The 23,778-nt window shown below is 68.7% G+C and carries 23 protein-coding genes; 6 read left to right on the plus strand and 17 right to left on the minus strand.

Annotated elements, in window-relative coordinates; all coding sequences use genetic code 11:
• Positions 1–32: 32 nt before the first annotated feature.
• Complete coding sequence (gene rnhA, locus DYS74_RS12820; protein WP_121534088.1) at positions 33–491, minus strand: ribonuclease HI; 459 nt, start codon at positions 489–491, stop codon at positions 33–35.
• A gap of 75 nt (positions 492–566) precedes the next feature.
• On the minus strand, positions 567–1,511 hold the full coding sequence (gene ispH / locus DYS74_RS12825) for a 4-hydroxy-3-methylbut-2-enyl diphosphate reductase (RefSeq protein WP_121534089.1): 945 nt from the start codon (positions 1,509–1,511) through the stop codon (positions 567–569).
• Between the two features lie 211 nt (positions 1,512–1,722).
• Between ispH and DYS74_RS12830 the strand changes: the two genes are divergently transcribed.
• Both DYS74_RS12830 and DYS74_RS12835 read left to right on the plus strand, forming a co-directional pair.
• Complete coding sequence (locus tag DYS74_RS12830; RefSeq protein WP_121534090.1) at positions 1,723–3,366, plus strand: acyl-CoA dehydrogenase family protein; 1,644 nt, start codon at positions 1,723–1,725, stop codon at positions 3,364–3,366.
• Positions 3,367–3,462: 96 nt separating this feature from the next.
• The gene (locus tag DYS74_RS12835; RefSeq protein WP_121534091.1) at positions 3,463–3,966 is read left to right on the plus strand and encodes a GNAT family N-acetyltransferase; all 504 of its coding nucleotides are present in this window, start codon (positions 3,463–3,465) and stop codon (positions 3,964–3,966) included.
• Here the strand turns inward: DYS74_RS12835 and recO are convergent.
• The 11 genes from recO to folK form a co-directional block, all read right to left on the minus strand.
• On the minus strand, positions 3,957–4,679 hold the full coding sequence (gene recO, locus DYS74_RS12840) for a DNA repair protein RecO (protein WP_121534092.1): 723 nt from the start codon (positions 4,677–4,679) through the stop codon (positions 3,957–3,959). The genes DYS74_RS12835 and recO overlap by 10 nt on opposite strands.
• A gap of 102 nt (positions 4,680–4,781) precedes the next feature.
• Positions 4,782–5,117, minus strand: coding sequence for a DUF1491 family protein (locus tag DYS74_RS12845; RefSeq protein WP_121534093.1), 336 nt, complete (start codon positions 5,115–5,117; stop codon positions 4,782–4,784).
• Positions 5,118–6,047 (minus strand): GTPase Era, encoded by a 930-nt coding sequence (gene era / locus DYS74_RS12850; protein ID WP_121534094.1) that lies wholly within the window; start codon positions 6,045–6,047, stop codon positions 5,118–5,120.
• Positions 6,044–6,700: a ribonuclease III gene (gene rnc, locus DYS74_RS12855; protein WP_394342965.1), complete on the minus strand. Its 657-nt coding sequence runs from the start codon at positions 6,698–6,700 to the stop codon at positions 6,044–6,046. Before rnc ends, era begins: the two co-directional genes overlap by 4 nt.
• Before the next feature lie 39 nt (positions 6,701–6,739).
• Positions 6,740–7,522 carry a signal peptidase I gene (gene lepB / locus DYS74_RS12860; RefSeq protein ID WP_121534096.1) on the minus strand — a complete coding sequence of 261 codons (783 nt, stop codon included), beginning with the start codon at positions 7,520–7,522 and terminating at the stop codon, positions 6,740–6,742.
• 55 nt (positions 7,523–7,577) lie between these two features.
• Positions 7,578–7,979 (minus strand): holo-ACP synthase, encoded by a 402-nt coding sequence (acpS, locus tag DYS74_RS12865; RefSeq protein ID WP_121534121.1) that lies wholly within the window; start codon positions 7,977–7,979, stop codon positions 7,578–7,580.
• Between the two features lie 2 nt (positions 7,980–7,981).
• A complete protein-coding gene (locus DYS74_RS12870; protein WP_121534097.1) occupies positions 7,982–8,728 on the minus strand; it encodes a pyridoxine 5'-phosphate synthase in 747 nt (248 codons plus the stop codon).
• Between the two features lie 91 nt (positions 8,729–8,819).
• Positions 8,820–9,485, minus strand: coding sequence for a DUF2062 domain-containing protein (locus DYS74_RS12875; protein WP_121534098.1), 666 nt, complete (start codon positions 9,483–9,485; stop codon positions 8,820–8,822).
• A 61-nt stretch (positions 9,486–9,546) separates the two neighbouring features.
• Positions 9,547–11,664 (minus strand): RelA/SpoT family protein, encoded by a 2,118-nt coding sequence (locus DYS74_RS12880; RefSeq protein WP_121534099.1) that lies wholly within the window; start codon positions 11,662–11,664, stop codon positions 9,547–9,549.
• Between the two features lie 31 nt (positions 11,665–11,695).
• The gene (gene rpoZ, locus DYS74_RS12885; protein ID WP_121534100.1) at positions 11,696–12,052 is read right to left on the minus strand and encodes a DNA-directed RNA polymerase subunit omega; all 357 of its coding nucleotides are present in this window, start codon (positions 12,050–12,052) and stop codon (positions 11,696–11,698) included.
• Between the two features lie 70 nt (positions 12,053–12,122).
• Complete coding sequence (gene folK / locus DYS74_RS12890; protein ID WP_121534101.1) at positions 12,123–12,707, minus strand: 2-amino-4-hydroxy-6-hydroxymethyldihydropteridine diphosphokinase; 585 nt, start codon at positions 12,705–12,707, stop codon at positions 12,123–12,125.
• Positions 12,708–12,847: 140 nt separating this feature from the next.
• Here folK and DYS74_RS12895 point away from each other — a divergent pair, with 140 nt between their 5' ends.
• A complete protein-coding gene (locus DYS74_RS12895; protein WP_121534102.1) occupies positions 12,848–13,411 on the plus strand; it encodes a LabA-like NYN domain-containing protein in 564 nt (187 codons plus the stop codon).
• Positions 13,412–13,519: 108 nt separating this feature from the next.
• Here DYS74_RS12895 and DYS74_RS12900 read toward each other — a convergent pair whose 3' ends face one another.
• Both DYS74_RS12900 and DYS74_RS12905 read right to left on the minus strand, forming a co-directional pair.
• Positions 13,520–14,629: a Hint domain-containing protein gene (locus DYS74_RS12900; protein WP_121534103.1), complete on the minus strand. Its 1,110-nt coding sequence runs from the start codon at positions 14,627–14,629 to the stop codon at positions 13,520–13,522.
• Complete coding sequence (locus tag DYS74_RS12905; RefSeq protein WP_121534104.1) at positions 14,626–16,197, minus strand: Hint domain-containing protein; 1,572 nt, start codon at positions 16,195–16,197, stop codon at positions 14,626–14,628. Before DYS74_RS12905 ends, DYS74_RS12900 begins: the two co-directional genes overlap by 4 nt.
• A 295-nt stretch (positions 16,198–16,492) precedes the next feature.
• On the opposite strand from DYS74_RS12905, the gene dapE reads away from it, so the two are divergent.
• The 3 genes from dapE to rnr all read left to right on the plus strand — a co-directional run bounded on the left by dapE (position 16,493) and on the right by rnr (position 20,424).
• On the plus strand, positions 16,493–17,632 hold the full coding sequence (gene dapE / locus DYS74_RS12910; protein WP_121534105.1) for a succinyl-diaminopimelate desuccinylase: 1,140 nt from the start codon (positions 16,493–16,495) through the stop codon (positions 17,630–17,632).
• Entirely contained in the window at positions 17,629–18,042 is a 414-nt protein-coding gene (locus DYS74_RS12915) for a GNAT family N-acetyltransferase (protein ID WP_121534106.1), read from the plus strand. Before dapE ends, DYS74_RS12915 begins: the two co-directional genes overlap by 4 nt.
• Before the next feature lie 117 nt (positions 18,043–18,159).
• Positions 18,160–20,424 carry a ribonuclease R gene (gene rnr / locus DYS74_RS12920; protein ID WP_121534107.1) on the plus strand — a complete coding sequence of 755 codons (2,265 nt, stop codon included), beginning with the start codon at positions 18,160–18,162 and terminating at the stop codon, positions 20,422–20,424.
• On the opposite strand, the gene DYS74_RS12925 is transcribed toward rnr, so the two are convergent.
• Together DYS74_RS12925 and DYS74_RS12930 are read right to left on the minus strand one after the other, a co-directional pair.
• A complete protein-coding gene (locus DYS74_RS12925) occupies positions 20,421–22,004 on the minus strand; it encodes a phospholipase D-like domain-containing protein (RefSeq protein WP_121534108.1) in 1,584 nt (527 codons plus the stop codon). The two genes, rnr and DYS74_RS12925, sit on opposite strands and share 4 nt — an antisense overlap.
• An 82-nt stretch (positions 22,005–22,086) precedes the next feature.
• A complete protein-coding gene (locus DYS74_RS12930; protein ID WP_121534109.1) occupies positions 22,087–23,685 on the minus strand; it encodes a phosphoenolpyruvate carboxykinase in 1,599 nt (532 codons plus the stop codon).
• Between the last annotated feature and the right edge of the window lie 93 nt (positions 23,686–23,778).

The raw sequence follows: 23,778 nt of genomic DNA on the forward strand, positions 1-23,778 counted from the left end.
GCCTCGCTGCGGTGTCGCCCGATGCTAGCGGGTTATTTGCCGCCTTTATAGGGGGCCATGCCGGCGCGGGCGAGCTCGTCGGCGCGCTCGTTCTCGGCGTGGCCGGCGTGACCCTTGATCCATTTCCAGGTCACCTTGTGGCGCGCCTGCGCCGCATCGAGCCGCTGCCACAGATCGACGTTCTTCACCGGCTTGCGGTCCGCGGTCTTCCAGCCGTTGCGCTTCCAGCCGTGGATCCAGCCGGTCACCCCGTTCTTCACATAGGCCGAATCGGTGGTGATGGTGATCGCCACCTCGCGGGTCAGCGCCTCGAGCGCGCTGATCGCGGCCAGCAATTCCATCCGGTTGTTGGTGGTCATCGCCTCGCCGCCGTTCAGCTCGCGCTCCTTGGCGACGCTCTCACCCTCCATCGCGCGCATCAGCACACCCCAGCCGCCCGGCCCCGGGTTGCCCGAGCAGGCGCCGTCGGTCCATGCAAAGAACTCGGCCATGTCTTCCAATCGCTCCAAATATCCCGGGGTGCGGGGCAGCGCGCCCCGCATCTGTCCGCCCCGTTTGCCCCGCCCTCAGGCGGTGCGCAACACCCGCGGCACCTTGAACTCGATGTCCTCGCGCGCGGTCTCGACCCGCTCGACGGTCAGCGCATAGTGCTCGGCGAAGGCGTCGATCACCTCGTTCACCAGCACCTCGGGGGCCGAGGCGCCCGCGGTCACGCCGACCGCGCGAATGCCCTCGAGTGCGCGCCAGTCGATGTCGGTCGCGCGCTGCACCAGCTGGCTGTAGGCGCAGCCCTCGGCGCGGCCGACCTCGACCAGACGGCGCGAGTTCGAGGAATTCGGCGCGCCGATCACCAGCAGCGCGTCGATCTTCGGCGCGATCGCCTTCACCGCCGCCTGCCGGTTCGTCGTGGCATAGCAGATGTCTTCCTTCGCCGGCCCGACGATCGCCGGGAAGCGCGCCTTCAGCGCCGCGACGATCTCGGTGGTGTCGTCGACCGAGAGCGTCGTCTGGGTGATGAAGGCCAGCCGCGCCGGATCGCGCGGTTCCAGATGCGCGACATCGGCCACGGTCTCGACCAGAAGCACCTCGCCCTCGGGCAGCTGCCCCATCGTGCCCAGCACCTCGGGGTGGCCGGCATGGCCGATCATCACCATCTGCAACCCGGCCTCGTGATGGCGCTCGGCCTCGATATGTACCTTGCTGACCAGCGGGCAGGTGGCATCGACCCAGATCATCTCGCGCCGCTGCGCCTCGGCCGGCACCGATTTCGGCACGCCATGCGCCGAGAAGATCACCGGCCGGTCGGCGGGCACCTCGTCCAGCTCCTCGACGAAGACCGCGCCCTTGTCGCGCAGCCCGTCGACGACGAACTTGTTGTGCACGATCTCGTGGCGCACATAGACCGGCGCCCCCCATTTCTCGAGCGCCATCTCGACGATCTTGATCGCCCGGTCGACGCCGGCGCAAAAGCCGCGCGGCGCGGCGAGGTAGAGGGTCAGGGCTGGCTTCATCGCGCTCTCCTTGGTCTGCCCCTGACCTAATGCGCGCCGCCCGCTGCGTCCAGCCCGGGCGGCGTGGCAGCGAATAGCTGAAAATCGCCGCGACATATTCGGTCCAATCATGCTGCGCTTGCGAATTTTTATTGCGCTGCGGTTGCAAAATGCCTAAGCACGGGACCAACGCAAGACGAGGCGCCGATTCCGGGCGCAAGATGGGGCTGACATGACCACGACGACTGTTCTTCCTGACCTGCTCGCTCTGACCGAGGCGGCGCTGCCCGAGCTCGCCACGCTGCTGTCCGAGGCCACCGCGAACCTGCGCGCGAAGGTGAGCCATCAGGGCAAGGTCTCGGGATCGGCGCTCGAGCGCGAGCAGTTCGCCGCCCATGCGCTGGCCTGGCTGGCCACCTATGAACAGTCGCTGGTGCAGCTGCGGGCCTGGGCCGGCCGCGTCGCCGAGGCGGGCGGTTTCGGCGAGATGGAAGGGCTGCTGCTGCAGATCGGCTTCGGCGAATACCTGAACCAGATCGCCGGCGGCATCCCGATGAGCCAGGGCGAGGTGGCGCGTCTGCATGACCTCGGGCTGAGCTGGAGCCCCTCCGACGCCGCCGCGAAACTGATGGCCGAGGGCAACAGCCCCGCCGCCCGCGCGGCCCTTGTCGCGCTGATGCGCGACAATCAGGGCCGGGCCCTCTTCGGTGCCTCGGGCCTTGATGAAGACCTCGAGATGATCCGCGAGCAGTTCCACCGCTATGCCGAGGAACGGGTGATCCCGAACGCGCATGAGTGGCACCTGAAGGACGAGCTCATCCCGATGGAGATCATCGAGGAGCTTGCCGAGCTTGGCGTCTTCGGTCTGACCATTCCCGAGGAATATGGTGGGCTTGGCCTGTCGAAGGCCTCGATGGTGGTCGTCACCGAAGAGCTTTCGCGCGGCTACATCGGCGTCGGCTCGCTCGGCACGCGCTCGGAAATCGCGGCCGAGCTGATCCTGTGCGGCGGCACCGAGGAGCAGAAGAAAAAATGGCTGCCCGCGCTCGCGAGCGGCGAGATCCTGTCGACCGCGGTCTTCACCGAACCGAACACCGGCTCGGACCTCGGCTCGCTGCGCACCCGCGCGGTGCGCGAGGGGGATGACTGGGTCATCACCGGCAACAAGACCTGGATCACCCATGCGCAGCGCACCCATGTGATGACGCTTCTGGCCCGCACCGAGCCCGAGACCAGCGACTGGCGCGGGCTGAGCATGTTCCTGGCCGAAAAGACCCCGGGCACCGACGACAACCCCTTCCCGACCCCCGGCATGACCGGCGGCGAGATCGAGGTGCTCGGCTATCGCGGCATGAAGGAATACGAGCTCGGCTTCGACGGCTTCCGGGTGAAGGGCGAGAACCTTCTCGGCGGCGAGACCGGGCGCGGCTTCAAGCAGCTGATGGAGACCTTCGAATCGGCCCGCATCCAGACCGCGGCGCGCGCCGTCGGCGTGGCGCAGGCGGCCTGCGAGATCGGCATGCAATATGCGATCGACCGCAAGCAGTTCGGCAAGTCGCTGATCGAGTTCCCGCGGGTCTCGGGCAAGCTGGCGATGATGGCGGTCGAGATCATGATCGCGCGCCAGTTCACCTATTTCTCGGCCTGGCAGAAGGACCACGGCCGGCGCTGCGACCTCGAGGCGGGGATGGCGAAGCTTCTGGGCGCCCGTGTCGCCTGGGCGGCGGCCGACAACGCGCTGCAGATCCATGGCGGCAACGGCTTCGCGCTCGAATACACGATCTCGCGGATCCTGTGCGACGCGCGCATCCTGAACATCTTCGAGGGCGCGGCCGAGATCCAGGCGCAGGTCATCGCCCGTCGCCTGCTCGGCTGAGGCCCGACATAACAGGGAGGGAAACGGGGCCTTCGGGCCCCGTTTTTCATTGCATCGCGGGTCTCTTTGCGCTCACTGGCGGCAAAGGAGAGTGCGATGATCCGTGACGCCATTGCCGACGATGCCGAGGCCCTTGCGGCGATCTACAACGACGCCGTGCGCAACACGACGGCGATCTGGAACGATGTCGAGGTCGATGCCGCGAACCGCATCGCCTGGATGAGCGCGCGGCAGGGCGCGGGGCTGCCGGTCCTTGTGCTCGAGGAGGCGGGCGAGGTCACGGGCTATGCGAGCTATGGCCCGTTCCGCGCCTTCGATGGCTATCGCGAGACGGTCGAGCATTCGGTCTACATCCGGTCCGACCGGCGCGGTGGCGGCCGGGGCCGGGCGCTGATGACGCAGCTGATCGCCTTCGCCCGCGCCGAGGGGCTGCATGTGATGGTGGCGGCGATCGAGGCGGGCAATGCGGCCTCGATCGCGCTGCACGAGCAGCTCGGCTTCCGCGCCGTCGGCACGATGCCCGAGGTCGGGCAGAAATTCGGCCGCTGGCTGGATCTGGCGCTGTTGCAGCTGGTGCTCGACGACCGCACTCAGCCCTGACGGGCAAGTGCCGCGATCAGCCGGGCGCGGGCGGCGGGCAGCGCCCGGCTGCCGTGCTCGGCCGCGAACCGGTCGAGGAAATGGCCGGTGAGGCGCAGCCCGTCCGAGATCTCCGCCCAGCTTGCCGGCCCCTGACCCAAGAGGCAGGCGGGCAGCGGCAGCAGCCGCGGCGCCCAGTCACCGGCGCCCGCGCGGCTGACGGCGCGGCCGCTGCGGGGGCTGACGAAGGCCAGATCCTCGCGCGTGCCGGTGACGGCGCAGCGGCCGAGGTCGAGCCCATAGCCGAGCTCGTCGAGCAGCTGCATTTCCCAGCGGAGATAATCGAGCGGCCAGCCCGGCACCGCATCGCCGATCACCGCGAAAAGCGGCTCGGTGGCGGCAAAAAGCGCCGGGTGGGGGGCGCGTTCGGGCAGGGTGAAGGCAAGCATCGCGCAGGTGGCGGACAGCCCCGCAAGCGCCAGCCGGTCGCTCATCGCGCCGGCGCGCGAGGCGATCGGTTCGACGGTGAAGGTGCCGAGCTGGTCCTCGAGCCGGGCGCGCCAGCGCACGGTTACCGAGGAGCCGGGTTGCAGCGTCGCCGCCATCTTCCGCGAGGCGCCGCCGCGCACCACGCCCGCATGCCGGCCATGGGCCGCCGTGAACACCTCGATCAGCGCCGAGGTCTCGCCCTGCGGGCGGGTCGAGAGGATGGTGCCGTGGTCTTGCCAGTCCATGCGGGGGTTCCGGGGCGAGAGGCCGGGGGGCCGTCTGCCCCCCGGACCCCCCGAAGGTATTTCCGGCAAGATGAAAGGGAAAGGGGGCGTCCGGGCAGGGGGTCAGTCGCTGAGGCCTTCCTGGTCGAGCAGGGTGCGGCCGTCGCGGCTTTCGATCTCGATCACCCAGAGGTCGGGGTCGAAGCCGCGCTGGCGGCGGATCGAGGCGTCGACCTCGGGTTCCGGGCCTTCGGTCAGGATCATCCATTTGCGCGCGCCGGTCGTCAGATCGAAGCTGCGCTGCCACAGCGTCGCGCGCCCGTCGAGGGTGGCGCATTTCACCATCACCGCGCCGGAGGTCGGCTCGCCGCGGGCGGCGACATAGGCGGGGATGTGCGCGATCTCCAGCCGTCGCAGATAGGCGCGCACCCAGACCTCCGCGGCGAGGCGGAGGCCCATTCAGTCGCCGTCCTTGAAGTCGAGCCCCATCTCGGAATAGCGCTCGGCCTCTTCGAGCCAGTTCGGGCGCACCTTCACCTGCAGGAAGAGATGCACCGGCCGGCCGAGGAATTCGGCAAGATCGGCGCGGGCCGCGGTCGAGATCGCCTTGATCGTCTCGCCACCCTTGCCGAGCACGATGCCCTTGTGGCCCTCGCGCGCGACATAGATCAGCTGGTCGATGCGGGTGGAGCCGTCCTTGCGGTCCTCCCATTTCTCGGTCTCGACGGTGAGCTGATAGGGCAGCTCCTCGTGCAGACGCAGGGTCAGCTTCTCGCGCGTGACCTCGGCGGCGATCTGGCGCATCGGCAGGTCGGCGATCTGGTCCTCGGGGTAGAACCACGGGCCCTCGGGCAACTCGCCCGCCAGCCATTCGCGCAGGTCGTCGACGCCATAGCCGCGCTCGGCCGAGATCATGAAGGTCCTGACGAAGGGGAAGGCCTCGTTCGCGGCCTGCGCCAGTTCGAGCAGGCGCTCGGCCTTGACCTTGTCGATCTTGTTGATCGCAAGTGCGACCGGCTGTTCGCCGGCGCGTTCCTTCAGCGCCTCGATGATCGCGCGGGTGCCGTCGGTCAGGCCGCGATGCGCCTCGATCAGCAGCACGATGATGTCGGCATCCGAGGCGCCGCCCCAGGCCGCGGTGACCATGGCGCGGTCGAGCCGGCGGCGCGGGCGGAAGATGCCGGGGGTGTCGACGAAGACGATCTGCGTCTCGCCCGCCATGCACACGCCGCGGATGCGGGCGCGCGTCGTCTGCACCTTGTGGGTGACGATCGAGACCTTGGCGCCGACCATGCGGTTCAGCAGGGTCGACTTGCCGGCGTTCGGCTCGCCGATCAGCGCGACGAAGCCCGCGCGGGTGTGCTCGGGATGCGGGGTGTCTTCGGTCATGTGTCGCCCTCCAGGCGGGTCAGGAGCGCCTTGGCGGCGGATTGTTCGGCGATGCGTTTCGAGCCGGCCTTGGCGCGCTCGCTCTCGCCCGAGGCGAGATGCACCTCGATGGTGAAGACCGGCGCATGGTCGGGGCCGGTGCGCGACACGGTCTCGTAGGCCGGTGGCGGCAGGCCGCGGGCCTGGGCCCATTCCTGCAGCGCGGTCTTGGCGTCGCGGGCGTCTTCCTCGACGGTCTCGACCCGCTCGCCCCAGAGCCGCAGCACGAGCTTGCGCGCCGTCTCGAAGCCCGCGTCGAGATGCACGGCGGCGATCACCGCCTCCATCGCGTCGCCAAGCAGCGCCTCCTTGCGGCGGCCGCCCGACATCATTTCCGAGCGGCCGAGCTTCAGCACCGCGCCGAGGTCGATCTGGCGAGCGACATCGGCGCAGGTCTCCTTGCGCACCAGCGCGTTGAAGCGCGGTGCAAGCTGGCCCTCGGAGGCGGTGCGGTCGGCCTTGAACAGCGCCTCGGCGATGCTGAGCCCGAGCACGCGGTCGCCCAGGAATTCGAGCCGCTGGTTGTCGGGCCGGGTGGCCGAGCCGATCGAGCTGTGGGTGAGCGCGCGAACGAGAAGCTCGGGCTTCGCGAAGCGGTGCCCGAGCCTGTCCATGAATGCCTCGATGTCGGAGCCGACCTTCACGCCCTCACCTCAGTCGATCGCCTTGAAGAAACGGTCCGGACGCCAGGTCCAGAAGTAGAAGAGCGACTTGCCCGCCGAGGAGAACATCACCCGGTCGGCGCGGCCGATCAGGTATTCCGCCGGCACGAAGCCAAGCCCGCCGGCGGCGGCCGGGAAGCGGCTGTCCTCGGAATTGTCGCGGTTGTCGCCCATGAAGAAATACTGGCCCTCGGGCACGGTGAAGACCGGGGTGTCATCGGCCACCCAGCTGTCCGAGATGTTCAGGATCTCGTGGCGCACCCCATTCGGCAGGGTCTCGATCTGGCGCTGCTTCAGGCAGGTGCCGCCGATCCCGACCGGGTCGTTCTCGCAGCGCGGCATCAGCTGCTGCGGGCCCTGCGGCGCCTTCTCCTCGGCAAAGGTGCCGGCATCCTCGAGCTTCACCGGTTCGCCGTTGATCTGCAGCACCCCGTGCACCATCTGGATCTTGTCGCCGGGCAGGCCGATCAGCCGCTTGATGAAGTCGACGTTCTTCGTCGGGTGGCGGAACACGACGACATCGCCGCGCTCGGGCTCGCTCGCGAAGAGGCGCCCCGAGATCGGGCAGGCGGAGAACGGGCAGGAATGGCTCGAATAGCCATAGGCCATCTTGTTCACGAAGAGGAAGTCGCCGATCAGCAGCGTGTCCTTCATCGAGCCCGAGGGAATCCAGAACGGCTGGAAGAACAGGGTGCGGAACACCCCCGCGATCACCAGTGCCCAGACGATGGTTTTCACCGTCTCGACGATGCCGCCTTCGGATTTCTTGGCCATTCCCTGCCCCGCTTGTGAAAAGTCCCGCCTTCCTAGGCTTGGGGCGGCGCCCAAGTCAAGGAAGGGGTCGTGCCTCGATCACCACGAAAGCCTGCGCCCAGGGGGCGTCGTCGGTCAATGTGACGTGAACGATCGCCTCGTGGCCGGGCGGGGTCATCGTGGCAAGCCGTTCGGCGGCCCAGCCGGTGAGGTGCATCACCGGCTGCCCGGTCGGCAGATTCGTCACCGCCATGTCGCGCCAGGAGATCCCCATCCGCAACCCGGTGCCGAGCGCCTTCGAGCAGGCCTCCTTTGCCGCCCAGCGTTTGGCATAGGTGCCGGCGATATCGGCGCGCCGCTCGGCCTTGGCGATCTCGGTCTCGGTGAAGACGCGGGTACGGAAGCGGTCGCCGAAACGGTCGAGCGTCGCGGCGATGCGGTCGATATTGGCGAGGTCGGAGCCGATGCCGAGAATCACGCTCACTCGCCCCGCGCGGCGTCCATCAGGGCGCGCATCTGGCCGATCGCGCCCTCGAGGCCGATGAACACCGCCTCGCCGATCAGGAAATGGCCGATGTTCAGCTCGCGGATCTCGGGCATCGCCGCGACCGGGCTGACCGTCTCGAAGGTCAGGCCATGGCCCGCATGCACCTCGAGGCCGAGCGAATTGGCATAGGCCGCGCCGGCCGCCAGCGCCTCGAGCTCGAGATCGCGCTCGGCGAAGCGGCCGGCATAATGCAGGTCGCAGTAATGGCCGGTGTGCAGCTCGATCACCGCCGCGCCGATCTGCGCCGAGGCCTCGATCTGTGCCGGGTCATGACCGATGAACATCGAGACGCGGATCCCCGCCTCGTTCAGCGCGCCGACATACTCGGTCAGCCGCGGCAGATCGGCCACCACGTCGAGCCCGCCTTCGGTCGTCACCTCCTGCCGCTTCTCGGGGACGAGGCAGCAGGCATGCGGCGCGGTGGCCAGCGCGATCGCCTGCATCTCGTCGGTCGGCGCCATCTCGAAGTTGAGCGGGATCCCGAGCCCGGCCTTCAGCGCGGCGATGTCGCTGTCGCGGATGTGGCGGCGATCCTCGCGCAGGTGGGCAGTGATGCCGTCCGCACCTGCCGCCTCGGCCAGAAGGGCCGCGCGCAGCGGTTCGGGATAGGCGGCGCCGCGGGCGTTGCGCAGGGTGGCGACGTGGTCGATGTTGACGCCAAGGCGAAGCGAGTGGGGCATGGGATCCTCCGGTCAGTGCGGCGGGAGTATGCGCGCAAGCCCGCGCGGAAGAAAAGGGGGGGCGCGGCGTTGCGCGCCCGTCTCGGCAGGCTCAGCCCTCGCCGGGCGGCGGCGGGCCATCCTTGCGGCGCGGACTGATCTTGGCGCGGATCTTCGTCAGCCGCTCCTTCAGCCGGGTGCGGCGGCGGTTCTGATAGGCGGTGACGATCGGCAGGGCGATGAAATAGCACACCAGCCCCGCGGCGATGCCCGGCAGCAGCCCGCCCACGAGATAGGGCAGGAAGATGCCGTCGAAGAAATTCGCCAGCCCGTGCCATTGCGTCGGCTCATGGGTGAACAGGGCGAAAAGATTGTGGCGCAGGTCGTGGAAGGCATGCGCGAAGGTCTCGAACAGCCCTTCGGTCCGGACCTGGGCAAGGTGGCGACCGAGTATCCAGTGGCCGAGCTTGATCGAGATGAGCGCGATCAGCGGGAAGGTCAGCGGGTTGCCGAGCAGCGTGCCGAAGAGTGCGGCGATGATGTTGCCGCGCACCAGCCAGGCAAGCGCCACCGCGCCGCCGAGGTGAAAGCCGAAGAGCGGGGTGAAGGAGATCAGCACGCCGGCGAAGATGCCGCGCGCGATCCGCTCGGGCCGGTCAGGCAGGCGGTTCAGCCGGTGCCGGATGTAATGGAAGGCACGCGTCCAGCCGCCGCGCGGCCAGACCGCCTCGCGCAGCGCCTGAAGGAAGGGACGTTTGTTGCGCCGCTTGAAAACCACCGTCGTCCTTCTCCCCCTTGCGGGGGGCCGTTCCCTCTGTCCGCGGTGCCCTCGGGCCCGCTCAGGGCTTGCGCGTGATGTCGCGCCACCGCTCCACCTGCGCCACGTCCGTCTCCGCCTCGAGCGCGGTGAGCAGCATGTGCAGGTGTTCCACGTCCCTTAGCTCGACTTCCACGACAAGTGAGTAAAAGTCCGGCTTGCGGTCGATGAAATGCAGATCCGAGATATTGGCCTTCTGCTGCCCGATCAAGGTGCAGATATGGCCAAGCACGCCCGCGTCGTTCGAGATCGTGATCTTCAGCGAGGCGGTATAGGCGGGCGGGTGCTGGCCGGGCTGCCAATGCAGGTCGACCCAGCGTTCGGGTTCTTCCTCGAATTCCTCGAGCGCGGGGCAATCGATCGCGTGGATCACCACGCCCTGGCCGCGATAGGTGATGCCGACGATGCGCTCGCCGGGCAGCGGCTGGCAGCAATCGGCGCGGCGGAAGCTCTGGTCGGCGCCAAGGCCGATCACCGCGCGAGTGGGTTCGACCGTCTCCGGGCCGTGCTGGGCGAGTTCGGGATAGAGCGTCTCGACCACTTCGCGCGCGGTGAATTCGGCCGAGCCGAGGCGGGCGAGCAGTTCGATCTCGTCGACCATGCCGAGGGTCTTCGCCGCGGTGCGCAGCGCCTTGTCAGACACCTTGCGGCCGACATGCTCGAAGGCGACGCGGGCAAGCTCGGCGCCGAGCTTGACGAAGCGCGAGCGGTCTTCCTCGCGCAGGCTCTTGCGGATCGCGGCGCGGGCGCGGCCGGTGCCGACGATGTCGAGCCAGGTCGCCTGCGGGCGTTGGCCGGCGGCGGTGATGATGTCGACCGACTGGCCGTTCTTCAGCCGGGTCCAGAGCGGCACGCGGATGCCGTCGACCTTGGCGCCGACGCAGGAATTGCCGATCCGGGTGTGGATCGCATAGGCGAAGTCGATCGGCGTCGCGCCCTTCGGCAGCTTCACCACATCGCCCTTGGGCGTGAAGCAGAACACCTGGTCGGAATACATCTCGAGCTTGACGTTCTCGAGGAATTCCTCGTGGTCGCCCTCGGCGAAGCGCTCGGTCAGCGAGGACAGCCATTTCGCCGGATCGACGGCGAAGGGGTTCTCGGCGGGCTCGCCGTCGCGATAGGACCAGTGCGCGGCGACGCCGGCCTCGGCGACCTCGTGCATCTGCCGGGTGCGGATCTGCACCTCGACGCGCTTGCCGTCGCGGCCCGTCACCGTGGTGTGGATCGAGCGGTACCCGTTCGTCTTCGGCTGACTGATGTAATCCTTGAACCGGCCCGGCACGGCGCGCCAGCGCTGATGGATCAGCCCGACGACGCGATAGCAATCCTCGACATTCTCGGTGATGACGCGGAAGCCGTAGATGTCGGACAGGCGCGAGAAGGCAAGCTGCTTCTCCTCCATCTTGCGCCAGATCGAATAGGGCCGTTTCGCGCGACCGAAGACGTCGGCCTCGATCCCGGCCTTGTCCATCAGCGTGCGGATGTCGTGCGTGATCTTCGAGATCACGTCGCCCGATTCCTTCTGCAGCGAGACGAAGCGGCGGATGATCGAGGTGCGGGCCTCGGGGTTCAGCACCTTGAAGGCGAGGTCCTCGAGTTCCTCGCGCATCCACTGCATGCCCATGCGGCCGGCGAGCGGGGCGAAGATCTCCATCGTCTCGCGCGCCTTCTGCGCCTGCTTCTCGAGCCGCATCGACTTGATCGTGCGCATGTTGTGCAGCCGGTCGGCCAGCTTGACCAGCAGCACGCGGATGTCCTTCGACATCGCCATCAGAAGCTTGCGGAAGTTCTCGGCCTGCTTCGAGGCGTTCGAGGACAGCTGCAGGTTGGTCAGCTTGGTGACGCCGTCGACAAGCTCGGCGATCTCGTGGCCGAACAGCCCCTCGACCTCGGTATAGGTCGAGCGGGTATCCTCGATCGTGTCGTGCAGAAGCGCCGTGACGATCGTCGCGTCGTCAAGCCGCTGCTCGGTCAGGATCGCGGCGACGGCGACGGGATGGGTGAAGTAGGATTCACCCGACTGCCGGAACTGACCCTCGTGCATCTTCATGCCGTAGGCATAGGCCCGGCGGATCAGCTCGGCATTGGTATGCGGGTTGTAATTGCGGACGAGCGCGATCAGGTCTTCGACATCGATCATCCGCGCATCCGCCTCCCGTCGGTCGTGCGACTCAGTCGCGACCCTGCGCGTCCATCAGGGCGCGGAGCATGCGCTCTTCGTCCATGTCGTCGGCGCGCGGACGGTCGGGGGTTTCGCCCGACATCAGCATCGCCATGGAATCGTCTTCGGGTTCGTCGACTTCGATCTGGGTCTGATGCGATTCGATCAGACGTTCGCGCAGATCCTCGGCGGACTGCGTTTCCTCGGCGATCTCGCGCAGGGCGACCACCGGGTTCTTGTCGTTGTCGCGGTCCACCGTCAGCGGAGAGCCGGCAGCGATTTCGCGGGCCCGATGCGCGGCGAGCATCACCAGCTCGAAGCGGTTCGGAACCTTGTCAACGCAATCTTCAACCGTCACGCGGGCCATCGGCATCTCCAATCGGATGTGGGAGGTGTGAGGCGCCTATTTAGGCGCAATATCGGGGCTTGACAAGCGGTCAATCCGACGCCCCGGCGGGCTCGAGCGGCACCAGGGCGGCTTTTTCCGCCTCGGGCAGGGCCGCGGCCATCTCGGTGACGGTCCGGCCGGTCGCCGGATGACGCCAGCCGGGCGCGATCTCGGCGAGGGGAATCAGCACGAAACCGCGGTCCTGCAGCCGCGGGTGGGGCAGGATCAGCTCGGCCGGCGTCTCGCGCATCTGCCGCTCGAGCGGCAGCGCACGCCAGGCCGCCTGGGCTTCGGCATCGGGCAGCACCATGTGCCCCGCGGCGATCAGGTCGAGGTCGATCTTGCGCGCCTGCCAGCGTTCGGTGCGGATCCGGCCAAGCTCTTCCTCGATCGCGTGGAGCCGCGCCAGAACCGCGCCGGGCGTGGCTTCAGCCGCCAACACGGCACAGGCATTGACATAATCCGGCCCGGAGCCCGCCGGAAACGCGGGCGAGCGGTAGAACCGGCTGACGGCGATCAGCGCAAGCCCCTGCTCTGCCATCTTTTCCAGCGCTGCGGCCAGGGTCTGGGCCGGCAGCCCGACGGCCGAGGGCAGATTTGCCCCGAGGGCAATCAGGAAAGTGTCATTGGCCATAAATACAGATATCCTTGCCTGCGGCCGATTGCTATGCACTTCTGTCAGGAACTGTGCACAGCGGCGTATTGGGGATATTCTACCTCGCGTCAACCACTCACACGACGCCTACCGCTGGGCAAAGACGAAAGGAAGTGTTGATGTTTTACAAGGACGAGCGGCTTGCGCTGTTCATTGATGGTTCGAATCTTTACGCGGCGGCCAAGGCGCTCGGGTTCGACATCGACTACAAGCTGCTCCGGCAGGAGTTCGAACGGCGCGGCAAGCTGGTGCGGGCCTTCTACTATACCGCGCTGCTCGAGAACGAAGAATATTCGCCGATCCGTCCCCTCGTCGACTGGCTGCATTACAACGGCTACGCGATGGTGACGAAACCGGCGAAGGAATACACCGACTCGATGGGTCGGCGGAAGGTCAAGGGCAACATGGACATCGAGCTCGCGGTCAACGCGATGGAGCTCGCGCCGCGTCTCGACCATGCCGTGCTGTTCTCGGGCGACGGCGATTTCCGTCCGCTCGTCGAGGCGCTGCAGCGGATGGGCGTGCGGGTGTCGGTTGTCTCGACGATCCGCTCGCAGCCGCCGATGATCGCCGACGAGCTGCGTCGCCAGGCCGACAATTTCATCGAGCTGGACGCGCTGCGCGAGGTGATCGGTCGTCCGCCGCGGGAGACCCGCGAGCCCGAGACCGTGGCCGAGGCGTAAGGCCGAACCGGCAGGGCCGTCGCGACCCACTCCTCCGCGACAGGACCGGCCGGGACCGCAAAACGAGATGCGAAAGGGGGCTTCGGCCCCCTTTCTGCTGCGCGGGGGTCAGGCGGCGAGCGGGCCGCGGCCGCGCGCGCGCGCCAGCGCCAGGGCCTGAGCCTCGTGCGGGGCCAGCTCGCGGCGAACGGGTGTCGCATGCACCGGCAGCGTGCCCGCCTCGGCCAGCGCGGCGAGCGCGGTGGTGCGGGCGAGCGCGGGTTGCCGCGCCAGCCGCCCGGCGCTGAGGCTTTCAAGCCGGCAGCCGTCGGCGATCAGCAGATGGTGCCCCTCCAGCATGATCCCCTGCCAGCCCAGCACGCAGGGCCGGTCGGGTTGCTGCGCGCTGCAGCCATCGACCAGATGCTGGGCGGCGATCAGCACCTCTTCCTCGCCGAAGAGATAGTCGACCGCGGGGCCGGCCAACGCAATGCGGTGCTGCGGCAAAAGCCAGAGGTCGGTGCGCTCGGCAAAGCTCGGCGCGCTCAGCCGCACCGGGCGCAGCGCGCCAAGCGCGGGCAGCATCACCCGCCCCGACCACAGCACCGGCTGCGGCCCGGCATCGACGGTCTCGACCAGGTCGCCCGGCTGCAGGCTGCCCGCGGGGCGCAGCCCCTCGGGCGTGGCGATCGGGGTGGCGGGGGCAAAGCAGGCGCCAGGCCCGACCGGCTGCAGGTGATCGCCGATCGCCAGCCAGTCGACCCGCGGCCCGGGGAGCGCGCCTTGCGCCCCGGCGACGAGGGCCGCCACCTCGGCACGGCGCGGCGACAGCGGGGCGGTGCCCGCGCGCTGGCGCAGCGTCGCCTGATCGAGCGCCTCGAGCGTCAGCAGGCTGGTGTCGGTGGCGCTGTCCCAGCTCCAGATCAGCCGCATCCGTCCGCCGGCAAGGCATTCCTCGGTGACGTCGATCGACAGCGCGTGAAAGGCCGCGCCGCGCCGCTCGATCAGGGCAAGCTGGTGCTCGGTGCCGATCGCGATCGACAGGAACAGCCCGTCGCGAGCAAGCGGCGGCAGGTGCAGCAGCGGCAGGGGCCCCTCCTCGCCGCGCAGCAGGGTGAATTCCAGCATCAGGCTGCCGCGCGGCCAGAGTTCGGGCAGCGCCCGATGCGCCAGCGCGATCGCGCCCTCGTCCGGCAGATGCGCCCGTAGCCAGCCGCCCGGCTCGCCCCGCCCGGTCATGCCGCACGCCCCTGCAGCAGCCGCGCCTCATAGGCGCGCAGGCTGCGCCGCGCGGCCGGGCCATAGCCCGCGCCGGTTTCCGGGTCGAGTTCGGGGAAGAGGGCGCAGATCTCGGCCTGCACCGCGGCCTCCATTGCGCCCAGCACCTGCGGCCCGGGCAGGAAGCTCTCGCTCGCCATGCCTTCGGAGAACAGGATGTGGTGGCGATCGAACAGCAGGTGGACATAGTCGACCGTGCCGCCCTCGACCACCCGCACGGATTGGCCGTCGACCAGATCCTTCGCCGCGACCAGCACCTCGGCCTCGCCGAACAGCAGCTCGGCCGCCGGGGTGCGCAGCAGCACCCGATGCTGCGGCGAGACCATCAGCGGCCGCACCGCGCCATGGGCGCCGGCCTCGAAGCGGATCGGGGCAAGGGAGCCCTCGGCCGGCACGCGCCGCCGCCCGACCCATCGCAGCGGCTGCGGCCCGGCGTCCTGTGTCAGCACCAGATCGCCCGGCACCAGCGTCTCGACCGCGCGCGGACCCTCGGGCGTCGCGACGCAGGTGCCGGCGACGAAGCAGGGCACGACATGGACGGTGACGAAGCCCACATCGGTATGCCCGTCGGAACTCGTCACCCCATAGGTGAAGTTGACGGTCTCTTCCTCGGGGTCGGCATGGATCGTCAGCGTGCCGTCGGCGTTCAGCGTCACGCTCTCGCCCGAGGCAAGCTGCACGGTATCGCCCGGCTGCACCGCGACGCCGTTGATCTCGGTGATCGTCAGCGTGCCATGGGTCCGGTTCACGTCATTGGCCAGCACGTCGATCGTCTTGTCGCCGCCCGGCGCGACGTTGGTCTCGTCATCGACGGCGACCAGCACGGTCTGGATCGAATCTCCCGCGATCAGCAGGTTCGAATCGTAATTCGCATCGCCCGCGTCGGCGATGCCGATGCGGATCGAGTTCAGTGCGCCGACGTTCACCGGGAAGGTCAGCGTCATCGTCACGGTGAAGCCGTCCATCTCGGTGTTGTAGGCGTCATTGGTGTTCGAGATGTAGAGGTTCTCGTTGTTGGCGCCGTTCACGCTGTTGACCGAGGTGGTCGAGGTCGACAGGTCCACCGCGACCGGCGTCCCGTTCACCCAGACCCCCACCACGTCGTTGTAGATCGAGTTCACATATTCCGGGTATTCGTCCGAGGCGAAGGTGAAGCTGATCGTCATCAGGTCGCCCGTCGGCACGAAATCGACGTCGAGCCAGGCCGCGTCATAGGTGCGCGTGCCGGCAAGCGCGTTGAACCCCGCGTTGTTGTCGACGCCCGTGGTGTTGGTCGAGGTGTTGGTCGCGATGTTCGGATCGCCACGCGAGTTGGTGAAGCTCGCGGCATTGCCGGTCGACAGGATCACCCCGGTGTCGGACGGCGTCGCCTCGGGCGAGATCGAATCGCCTTTCGAATAGATCGCCGAGGAGGCCGGCGCACCGGTGTAGGAGGCGCTGACCACCGTGACGCCGTCGCCAAAGATCGTCTGCGCCATCTGCATCGCAGTGGCGGAGGTGTTGTAGCTCAGCTCTGCCGCTCGTGCCATGCCGTCCCCGCAAGTCAGGGAGGCAGCGCAAACGCCGCACCGGAAGCGCGCTTCCGGCCTTGGGGTCGGGCCGTTTCGGCCTCGGTTTCATGGGGGCGCGTGGGCCCTGCTCGTTGCCCTGCCTCGGGTCATCATTGTTACGCTCAGCTTAAGCCCGACTCTCGCCACGAGAAAACCTTTTTCTTTCAACGGGGCACGCGGGGCAGAGCGGGTGACTGCGGTGCAACAGTGCCGCCGCGGTTGTGCTTGCATCCGGCCGGGGCTAAGCCTGAGACGCCATGAGAAGGAGCCCGCGATGCCGCTCGACCCCGTGAAACTCACCGCCGACCTGATCCGCTGCCCCTCGGTCACGCCGGGCGAGGGCGGCGCGCTTGTCCTGCTGGAAGAGGTGCTGAGCCGGGCCGGCTTCGCCTGCACCCGCGTCGACCGCAACGGCATCGCCAATCTCTTTGCCCGCTGGGGCGCGAAGGGGGCGAAGACCTTCGGCTTCAACGGCCATACCGACGTGGTGCCGGTGGGCGATGCCGCGGCCTGGACGCATGACCCCTTCGGCGGCGAGATCCATGACGGCGTGCTCTGGGGCCGCGGCGCCACCGACATGAAATCGGGCGTCGCGGCCTTCGTCGCCGCCGCGGTCGATCTGGTGACCGAGGCCCCGCCCGAGGGCGCGGTGATCCTGGCGATCACCGGCGACGAGGAAGGCGCGGGGCGCGACGGCACCCGCGCGCTCCTCGACTGGATGGCCGAGACCGGCGAGGCGATGTCGGTGTGCCTGGTGGGCGAGCCGACCTGCCCCGAGGTGATGGGCGAGATGATGAAGATCGGCCGGCGCGGCTCGATGACCTTCTACATCGAGGCGACGGGGGTGCAGGGCCATGCCGCCTATCCGCACCGGGCGAAGAACCCGCTTCATGCGCTGATCGACCTGCTGGGCCGGATGACCGGCGCGCCGCTCGACACCGGCACCGCGCATTTCGACCCGTCGACGCTGCAGGTCACCACCATCGACTGCGGCAACCCGGCGAACAACGTGATCCCGGCGAAGGCGCGCGCCACCGTCAACATCCGCTTCAACGACGCCCACAGCGCGGCCAGCCTGATCGCCTGGGGCGAGGCGCTGGCGGCCGGGGTCAGCGCCGCGACCGGCGTCACCTTCGCGATGAACCCCGAGGTCTCGGGCGAGAGCTTCCTCACCCCGCCCGGCGAGTTCGTCGCGCTCGTCGCCCGCGCGGTCGAGGCCGAGACCGGGGTGACTCCCGTGCTCTCCACCTCGGGCGGCACCTCGGATGCGCGCTTCGTCAAGGACCATTGCCCGGTGCTCGAGTTCGGCCTCGTCGGGCGCACGATGCACCAGGTCGACGAGCGCATCGAGGTCGCGCAGATCGAGACCCTCAAGCGCGTCTATGCCCGCGCGCTGCGGGAGTATTTCGCATGATCCTCACCGAAACCGACGATCTCGCCGCCTGCCACGCCCTGCGCCGCGCCGTGTTCATCGAGGAGCAGGGCATCGCCGAGGCCGAGGAATGGGATGACCTCGACGGGCAGGCCGTCCACCTTCTTGCGCGCGAGGGCGACACCCCCCTCGGCACCGCGCGGCTTTTCGTCGAGGGCACGGAAGGCCGCATCGGCCGGGTCTGCGTGGCGAAATCCGCGCGCGGCACCGGCCTTGGCGCCGCGCTGATCCGCGAGGGCTGTGCGCGCCTCGCTGCGGCGGGCTGCACCCGCATCCTGCTTGGCGCGCAATGCTACGCCATCCCCTTCTACGAGAAACTCGGCTTCACCGCTTTCGGCCCCGAATACGACGATGCCGGCATTCCGCACCGCGAGATGGAGCGCCGCCTCTGACCCGGCCCGGGACCGCTCCCGCCCCCCCCCTTCATCTTGCCCGAAATACCTCGGGGTGCGGGGCAGCGCCCCGCTTCCTCGCGTGACGCCACCGCGCGCCCGTGCTAGGTCAGGGGCATGACCCAGACACCCACCCGTGAACAGATCCTCGCCTGGCTTGCCGACCATCCCGATGCCGGCGCCAAACGCGACATTGCCCGCGCCTTCGGCCTGAAGGGCGCGGAGAAGATCGAGCTGAAACGCCTGCTCAAGCAAATGGCCGAAGAGGGCGTGATCGAGCGCCGCCGGCGCAGCTTCCACGACAGCGCGCGGCTGCCGCCGGTTACCGTGCTGCAGGTGCTGGCGCCCGACGCCGCGGGCGATCTCTGGGCCAGGCCGCTCGAATGGGGCGGCGAGGGCGAGGCGCCGCGCTGTCTCGTGCTGCCGTCGAAGGGCGAGCCCGCGCTTGGTGCGGGCGACCGCATCCTCGCCCGCATCGCCGCGGTCGAGGGCGACGGCTACGCCTATGAGGCGCGTCCGATCCGCAAGATCGGCACCACCCAGCACCGCATCGTCGGCATCTTCCGCAAGGGCGCCGAGGGCGGGCGGATCGTGCCGATCGACAAGGGCGAGACCAAGGAATGGGGCGTGCCGGCGGGCGCCACCAATGACGCGCGCGACGGCGAGCTGGTCGAGGCGGAGCAATCCGGCCCGAAGGGACGGCTCGGCCTGCCGAAGGCGCGCGTGCTCGAACGGCTGGGCGACCCGGCCGCGCCCCGCGCCGTTTCGCTGATCGCGATTCATCAGCACGGCATCCCCGACGACTTCCCCGACGAGGTGATGGCCGAGGCCGATGCCGAGACGCCCGCGGGCTTCGAGGGCCGCGAAGACCTGACCGGCCTGCCCTTCGTCACCATCGACCCGGCCGACGCGCGCGACCGCGACGACGCCTGCCTTGCGCTGCGCGACGAGGATCCGACGAACGAGGGCGGGTTCCTGCTCTGGGTGGCGATCGCGGACGTCGCGCATTACGTCCGCCCGGGCTCGGCGCTTGACCGCGAGGCGCGCCGGCGCGGCAACTCGACCTATTTCCCCGACCGTGTCGTGCCGATGCTGCCCGACCGGCTCTCGGGCGATCTGTGCTCGCTGCACGAGGATGTGCCGCGCGCGGTGCTGGCGGTGCGGATGAAGGTCAATTCCTCGGGCCACAAGATCTCGCATCGCTTCACCCGCGGCATCATCCGTTCGGTGGGCTCGCTGGAATATGCGCAGGTGCAGGCCGCCCACGAGGGCCGCCCCGACGCGAAGACCGAGCCGCTGGTGCAGGAGGTCATTGCGCCGCTCTACGAGTGCTATGCGGCGCTGGCCCGCGCCCGTGCGGCGCGCCAGCCGCTCGACCTCGACCTGCCCGAACGGCAGATCGTGATCGGCGAGGATGGCAAGGTCGCCTCGGTGCGGTTCAAGGAACGGCTCGATGCGCACCGGCTGATCGAGGAATTCATGGTGCTTGCGAATGTCGCCGCGGCCGAGGAGCTCGAGCGGCTGCGCCGCCCGCTTCTCTACCGTGTGCACGAGGAACCGAGCCCGGACAAGATCGAGGCCCTGCGCGAGGTGGCGCAGGCCTCGGGCTTCACGCTGGCCAAGGGCCAGGTGCTGAAGACCGCGCATCTGAACCGGCTGCTGTCGCAGGCCGAGGGCAGCGAGTTCGACGAGCTCGTCAACATCTCGACGCTGCGGGCGATGACGCAGGCCTATTACGCGCCGCACAACCTCGGTCACTTCGGGCTGGCGCTGCGCTCCTACGCGCATTTCACCTCGCCCATTCGCCGCTATTCCGACCTGATCGTGCACCGCGCGCTGATCCTCGGCCACGGCTGGGGCAAGGACGGGCTCAGCCCCGCCGACATCGACACGCTCGAGGAGACGGCGCAGCATATCTCCGAGACCGAGCGCCGCTCGATGGCGGCCGAGCGCGACACCACCGACCGCTATCTTGCGGCCTATCTGAGCGACCGCGTCGGCAGCGAGTTCGGCGGCCGGATCTCGGGCGTGCAGAAGTTCGGCCTGTTCGTGAAGCTCGACGAGACCGGCGCCGACGGTCTGGTGCCGGTGCGCTCGATCGGGCGCGAGTTCTTCCACTTCGACCCCGAGGCGCAGCAGCTGATCGGCGCCGAGACCGGCACGGTGATCGGCATCGGCCAGCGGGTCCGGGTGCGTCTGGCCGAGGCGGTGCCGCTGACCGGCGGGCTCGAGCTGGAACTGCTCGAGGTCGAGGGCGCGACCCTGCCCGGGCCCGGCAAGGGCGGGCGCAAGCCGTTCCGCCCAGGGCGGAAGAGCGTGGCGCTGAAGGCGAAGGAGCGTGGCGTCGCGCGCAAGGTCAAGCGCACGCGCAAGCCGCGCTAGAGCATCCACTCGATCGGCAGGCGCTTGGCAATGGCAAGCGCCAGCCGCGCGCCCAGCGTGGCGCCGGGTTCGGCGCTGCGCTCCGCTTCGCCCGGGCGCGACCAGCGCAAGCCGCCGGTCGGGGCAAGGGTGACGCGCCAGGCCCGTTCGGGCACGAAATCGTCGAAGGAATCGGTGATCGCCTCGGCGATCGCCGGGGCGTCGATCACCACGCCGAGCTCGGTGTTCAGCCGCATCGAGCGCGGGTCGAAGTTGAACGAGCCGATGAACACCCGCGCCCGATCGACGGCGAAGACCTTGGCGTGCAGCTTGTTGCGCGAGAAGGGCGAGGTGCCCTTCAGCCGGCGGGCGAGGAAATCGGTGGCGGGGCGGCGCTTCTCGGCGTCGGCGGCGTATTCCCACAGCTCGACCCCGCGGCGCAGCAGCGGCGCGCGCCGGTGCGCATAGCCCGAATGCACCAGCGGCACATCCGAGGCGGCAAAGGAATTCGTCAGGATCCGCACCCGGACCCCCTCCTGCGCATAGCGCGCGAGCGTCTTCACCCCGCTGCGGGTCGGCACCAGATAGGGCGAGATCAGCACGAGGTCGCGCTTTGGCGTGCCAAGCGCGCGGATCAGGTGGCGCCAGAGCATGCGCCGGCTGCCGATCCGGCCGACGATCTTCTCGGGCGGGTCGAAGACGAGCTCGGCGCGGGCGAAGGTGAAGGGCGCCTCGGGGGCAAGGATGCGGCCCTCGGCATGGGCGCGGCCAAGCGCCGCGACATAGGCCGCGGCGTCAGGGCTGGTCAGGCGGGCGGCCTCGGCCGCAAGCAGCGCCGCGGCCCGGGCGGGGGCGGGCGGCGTCAGCAGCACGGTCGACGGGATCGAGGGCGGGGCGTTCCAGTACAGGTCGAACTGCCGCGCCACCTCGGCCACCACGGGCCCGGCCACCGCCACATCAAGATCCATGTAGAGCCCGCCTGCCGCGAAGCGGTTGAAGTAGTCGTCGCCGATGTTGCGCCCGCCGAGGATGGTCACGGTGCCGTCGACCACCATCGCCTTGTTGTGCATGCGCCGGTTCAGCCGGTGGAAGTCGGCGAGATAGCCGAGCACCCGCATCCGGCGCAGCGGGAAGGGGTTGAACAGCCGCACCTCGACATTCGGCAAGGTGTCGAGCGTGGCGAGGATCTCGTCCATGCCGGCGGTGCCGTTGTCGTCGATCAGCACGCGCACCCGCACTCCGCGCGCGGCGGCCATGCGCAGCGCGCCCAGCATCAGCGCCCCGGCGGTGTCGTCCTGCCAGATGTAATATTGTAGCTCGATCGTGCTTTCGGCGGCAGCGATCAGCTCGAGCCGGGCGGCGAGCGCATCGACCGGGTCGATCAGCAGATGCACCGCATTCAGTCCCGGATGCGCCGCCAGCCGCGCGGCGAAGGTGGTGGCCAGCCGTCCGCCCGCCGGCGGCGGCAGGGCGAAGCCCGGTGCGAAGGGCCCCTTCGGCCGCGGATGGCTGAGCCGCGCGCCAAGCAGCGTGCCCGTCACCGAGACGAGGGCCACGGCAAGGGCGATCAGCAGGAAAAGGGGCAGGCCGTGCAGGTGCATGGTCCCAATCTGGCGCGCCGCGCGCACAAAGCAAAGGGGCCGGGAGATCCCGGCCCCTTCGGTTCACTGTCCGTTATGGTCTTCAGCCGATCGCGGCGGCTTTCACGTCTTCGTCGACGTAGGGCATGTACTGTTCGAAGTTCGCCTTGAACATGCCGACCAGCTTGTCGGCCTGCGCGTCGAAGGCGGCCTTGTCGGCCCAGGTGTCGCGCGGGTTCAGCAGGGTCGCATCGACGCCCGGCACCGAGACCGGAACCTCGAAGCCGAACTTCTCGGACTTGCGGAACTCGACGTCATGCAGCGAGCCGTCGAGCGCGGCGGTCAGCAGCGCGCGGGTGGCCTTGATCGGCATGCGCTTGCCGGTGCCGAAGGCGCCGCCGGTCCAGCCGGTGTTGACGAGCCAGCACGAGGCGCCCTGCTCGAGGATTTTCGCCTGCAGCAGCTTGCCGTAGACCTCGGGGCGACGCGGCATGAAGGGCGCGCCGAAGCAGGTCGAGAAGGTCGGCAGCGGCTCGGTCACGCCCACTTCGGTGCCCGGGGTCTTCGAGGTGAAGCCCGACAGGAAGTGATACATCGCCTGCGCCGGCGTCAGCCGCGCGATCGGCGGCAGCACGCCATAGGCGTCGCAGGTCAGCATGATGACGTTCTTCGGGTGACCGCCCAGCGAGCTTTCCGAGGCATTCGAGATGTAATGCAGCGGATAGGCGCAACGCATGTTGTCGGTCAGCGAGTTGTCGAAGAAGTCGAGTTCCAGCGTCTCGGGATCGAAGACCATGTTCTCGACGACGGTGCCGAACATCGAGCAGGTCGCGTAGATTTCCGGCTCGGCTTCCTTCGAGAGGTTGATCGTCTTGGCGTAGCAGCCGCCCTCGAAGTTGAAGATGCCCTTTTCCGACCAGCCGTGCTCGTCGTCGCCGATCAGGATGCGCGACGGATCGGCCGAGAGCGTGGTCTTGCCGGTGCCCGAGAGGCCGAAGAAGACCGCGGCGTCATCGGGGTTGCCGATCGCGTGGTTGGCCGAGCAGTGCATCGCCATGATGCCCTTGCCGGGCAGGATGTAGTTGAGGAGCGTGAACACGCCCTTCTTGTTCTCGCCGGCATAGGCGGTGTTGCCGATCAGGATGATCTTCTTGTCGAAGTTCAGCGCGATGACGGTTTCCGAACGGCAGCCGTGACGCTCCGGGTCGGCCTTGAAGCCCGGGCAGTTGATGATCGTCCATTCCGGCGCGAAGGTGTCGAGCTCGCTGCGCTCGGGGCGGCGCAGCATGGTGCGCAGGAACAGGCCGTGCCAGGCGAGTTCGGCCACGAGACGCACGTCGAGGCGGTGTTCCGGGTCGGCGCCGCCGAACAGGTCCTCGACGAAGAAATCCTTGCCCTTCATGTACTCGAGCATGTCGGCGTGGAGCACGTCGAACTTCGCCGGGTCCATCGGCTTGTTGTTTTCCCACCAGATCGAGTCCTCGACCGAGGCGGTGCGGACAACGAACTTGTCCTTCGGAGAACGGCCGGTGTGGGCGCCCGTCGAGCAGTAGAACGCACCGCCCTTGCCGAGGGTCCCCTCGCCGCGTTTCAGGGCCGCTTCGATCAGAGCGGGCTCCAGCAGGTTGTAATAGACATTGCCCAGACCATTGATGCCCTGGTCTTCCAGGCGTTTCGCCGGGTTCACACGTCCGATGATCATCTGTAGCTCCCGATGCCGTCGCGCGGCGTTCATTGGGTTCCTCCCGGCATTCCAGGCCAAATGGAATACCGATCCGGGGCGGGAACCCGCCGC

Origin of the sequence: Paenirhodobacter hankyongi (assembly GCF_003664585.1) — a bacterium.
In the GTDB taxonomy this organism is placed as follows: Bacteria; Pseudomonadota; Alphaproteobacteria; order Rhodobacterales; family Rhodobacteraceae; genus Rhodobacter; species Rhodobacter hankyongi.

Bases quoted from the DNA above. Each gene is read 5' to 3' on its own strand.
- DYS74_RS12925 (WP_121534108.1), bottom strand. From the start codon at position 22,004: ATGCACCTGCACGGCCTGCCCCTTTTCCTGCTGATCGCCCTTGCCGTG.
- DYS74_RS12880 (WP_121534099.1), bottom strand. From the start codon at position 11,664: ATGATCGATGTCGAAGACCTGATCGCGCTCGTCCGCAATTACAACCCG.
- DYS74_RS12895 (WP_121534102.1), top strand. From the start codon at position 12,848: ATGTTTTACAAGGACGAGCGGCTTGCGCTGTTCATTGATGGTTCGAAT.
- ispH (WP_121534089.1), bottom strand. From the start codon at position 1,511: ATGAAGCCAGCCCTGACCCTCTACCTCGCCGCGCCGCGCGGCTTTTGC.
- dapE (WP_121534105.1), top strand. From the start codon at position 16,493: ATGCCGCTCGACCCCGTGAAACTCACCGCCGACCTGATCCGCTGCCCC.
- recO (WP_121534092.1), bottom strand. From the start codon at position 4,679: ATGGACTGGCAAGACCACGGCACCATCCTCTCGACCCGCCCGCAGGGC.
- era (WP_121534094.1), bottom strand. From the start codon at position 6,047: ATGACCGAAGACACCCCGCATCCCGAGCACACCCGCGCGGGCTTCGTC.
- lepB (WP_121534096.1), bottom strand. From the start codon at position 7,522: ATGGCCAAGAAATCCGAAGGCGGCATCGTCGAGACGGTGAAAACCATC.
- DYS74_RS12845 (WP_121534093.1), bottom strand. From the start codon at position 5,117: ATGGGCCTCCGCCTCGCCGCGGAGGTCTGGGTGCGCGCCTATCTGCGA.
- rnhA (WP_121534088.1), bottom strand. From the start codon at position 491: ATGGCCGAGTTCTTTGCATGGACCGACGGCGCCTGCTCGGGCAACCCG.
- DYS74_RS12905 (WP_121534104.1), bottom strand. From the start codon at position 16,197: ATGGCACGAGCGGCAGAGCTGAGCTACAACACCTCCGCCACTGCGATG.
- DYS74_RS12930 (WP_121534109.1), bottom strand. From the start codon at position 23,685: ATGATCATCGGACGTGTGAACCCGGCGAAACGCCTGGAAGACCAGGGC.
- DYS74_RS12915 (WP_121534106.1), top strand. From the start codon at position 17,629: ATGATCCTCACCGAAACCGACGATCTCGCCGCCTGCCACGCCCTGCGC.
- DYS74_RS12835 (WP_121534091.1), top strand. From the start codon at position 3,463: ATGATCCGTGACGCCATTGCCGACGATGCCGAGGCCCTTGCGGCGATC.
- rnr (WP_121534107.1), top strand. From the start codon at position 18,160: ATGACCCAGACACCCACCCGTGAACAGATCCTCGCCTGGCTTGCCGAC.
- DYS74_RS12870 (WP_121534097.1), bottom strand. From the start codon at position 8,728: ATGCCCCACTCGCTTCGCCTTGGCGTCAACATCGACCACGTCGCCACC.
- DYS74_RS12900 (WP_121534103.1), bottom strand. From the start codon at position 14,629: ATGACCGGGCGGGGCGAGCCGGGCGGCTGGCTACGGGCGCATCTGCCG.
- rnc (WP_394342965.1), bottom strand. From the start codon at position 6,700: ATGGACAGGCTCGGGCACCGCTTCGCGAAGCCCGAGCTTCTCGTTCGC.
- rpoZ (WP_121534100.1), bottom strand. From the start codon at position 12,052: ATGGCCCGCGTGACGGTTGAAGATTGCGTTGACAAGGTTCCGAACCGC.
- DYS74_RS12830 (WP_121534090.1), top strand. From the start codon at position 1,723: ATGACCACGACGACTGTTCTTCCTGACCTGCTCGCTCTGACCGAGGCG.
- folK (WP_121534101.1), bottom strand. From the start codon at position 12,707: ATGGCCAATGACACTTTCCTGATTGCCCTCGGGGCAAATCTGCCCTCG.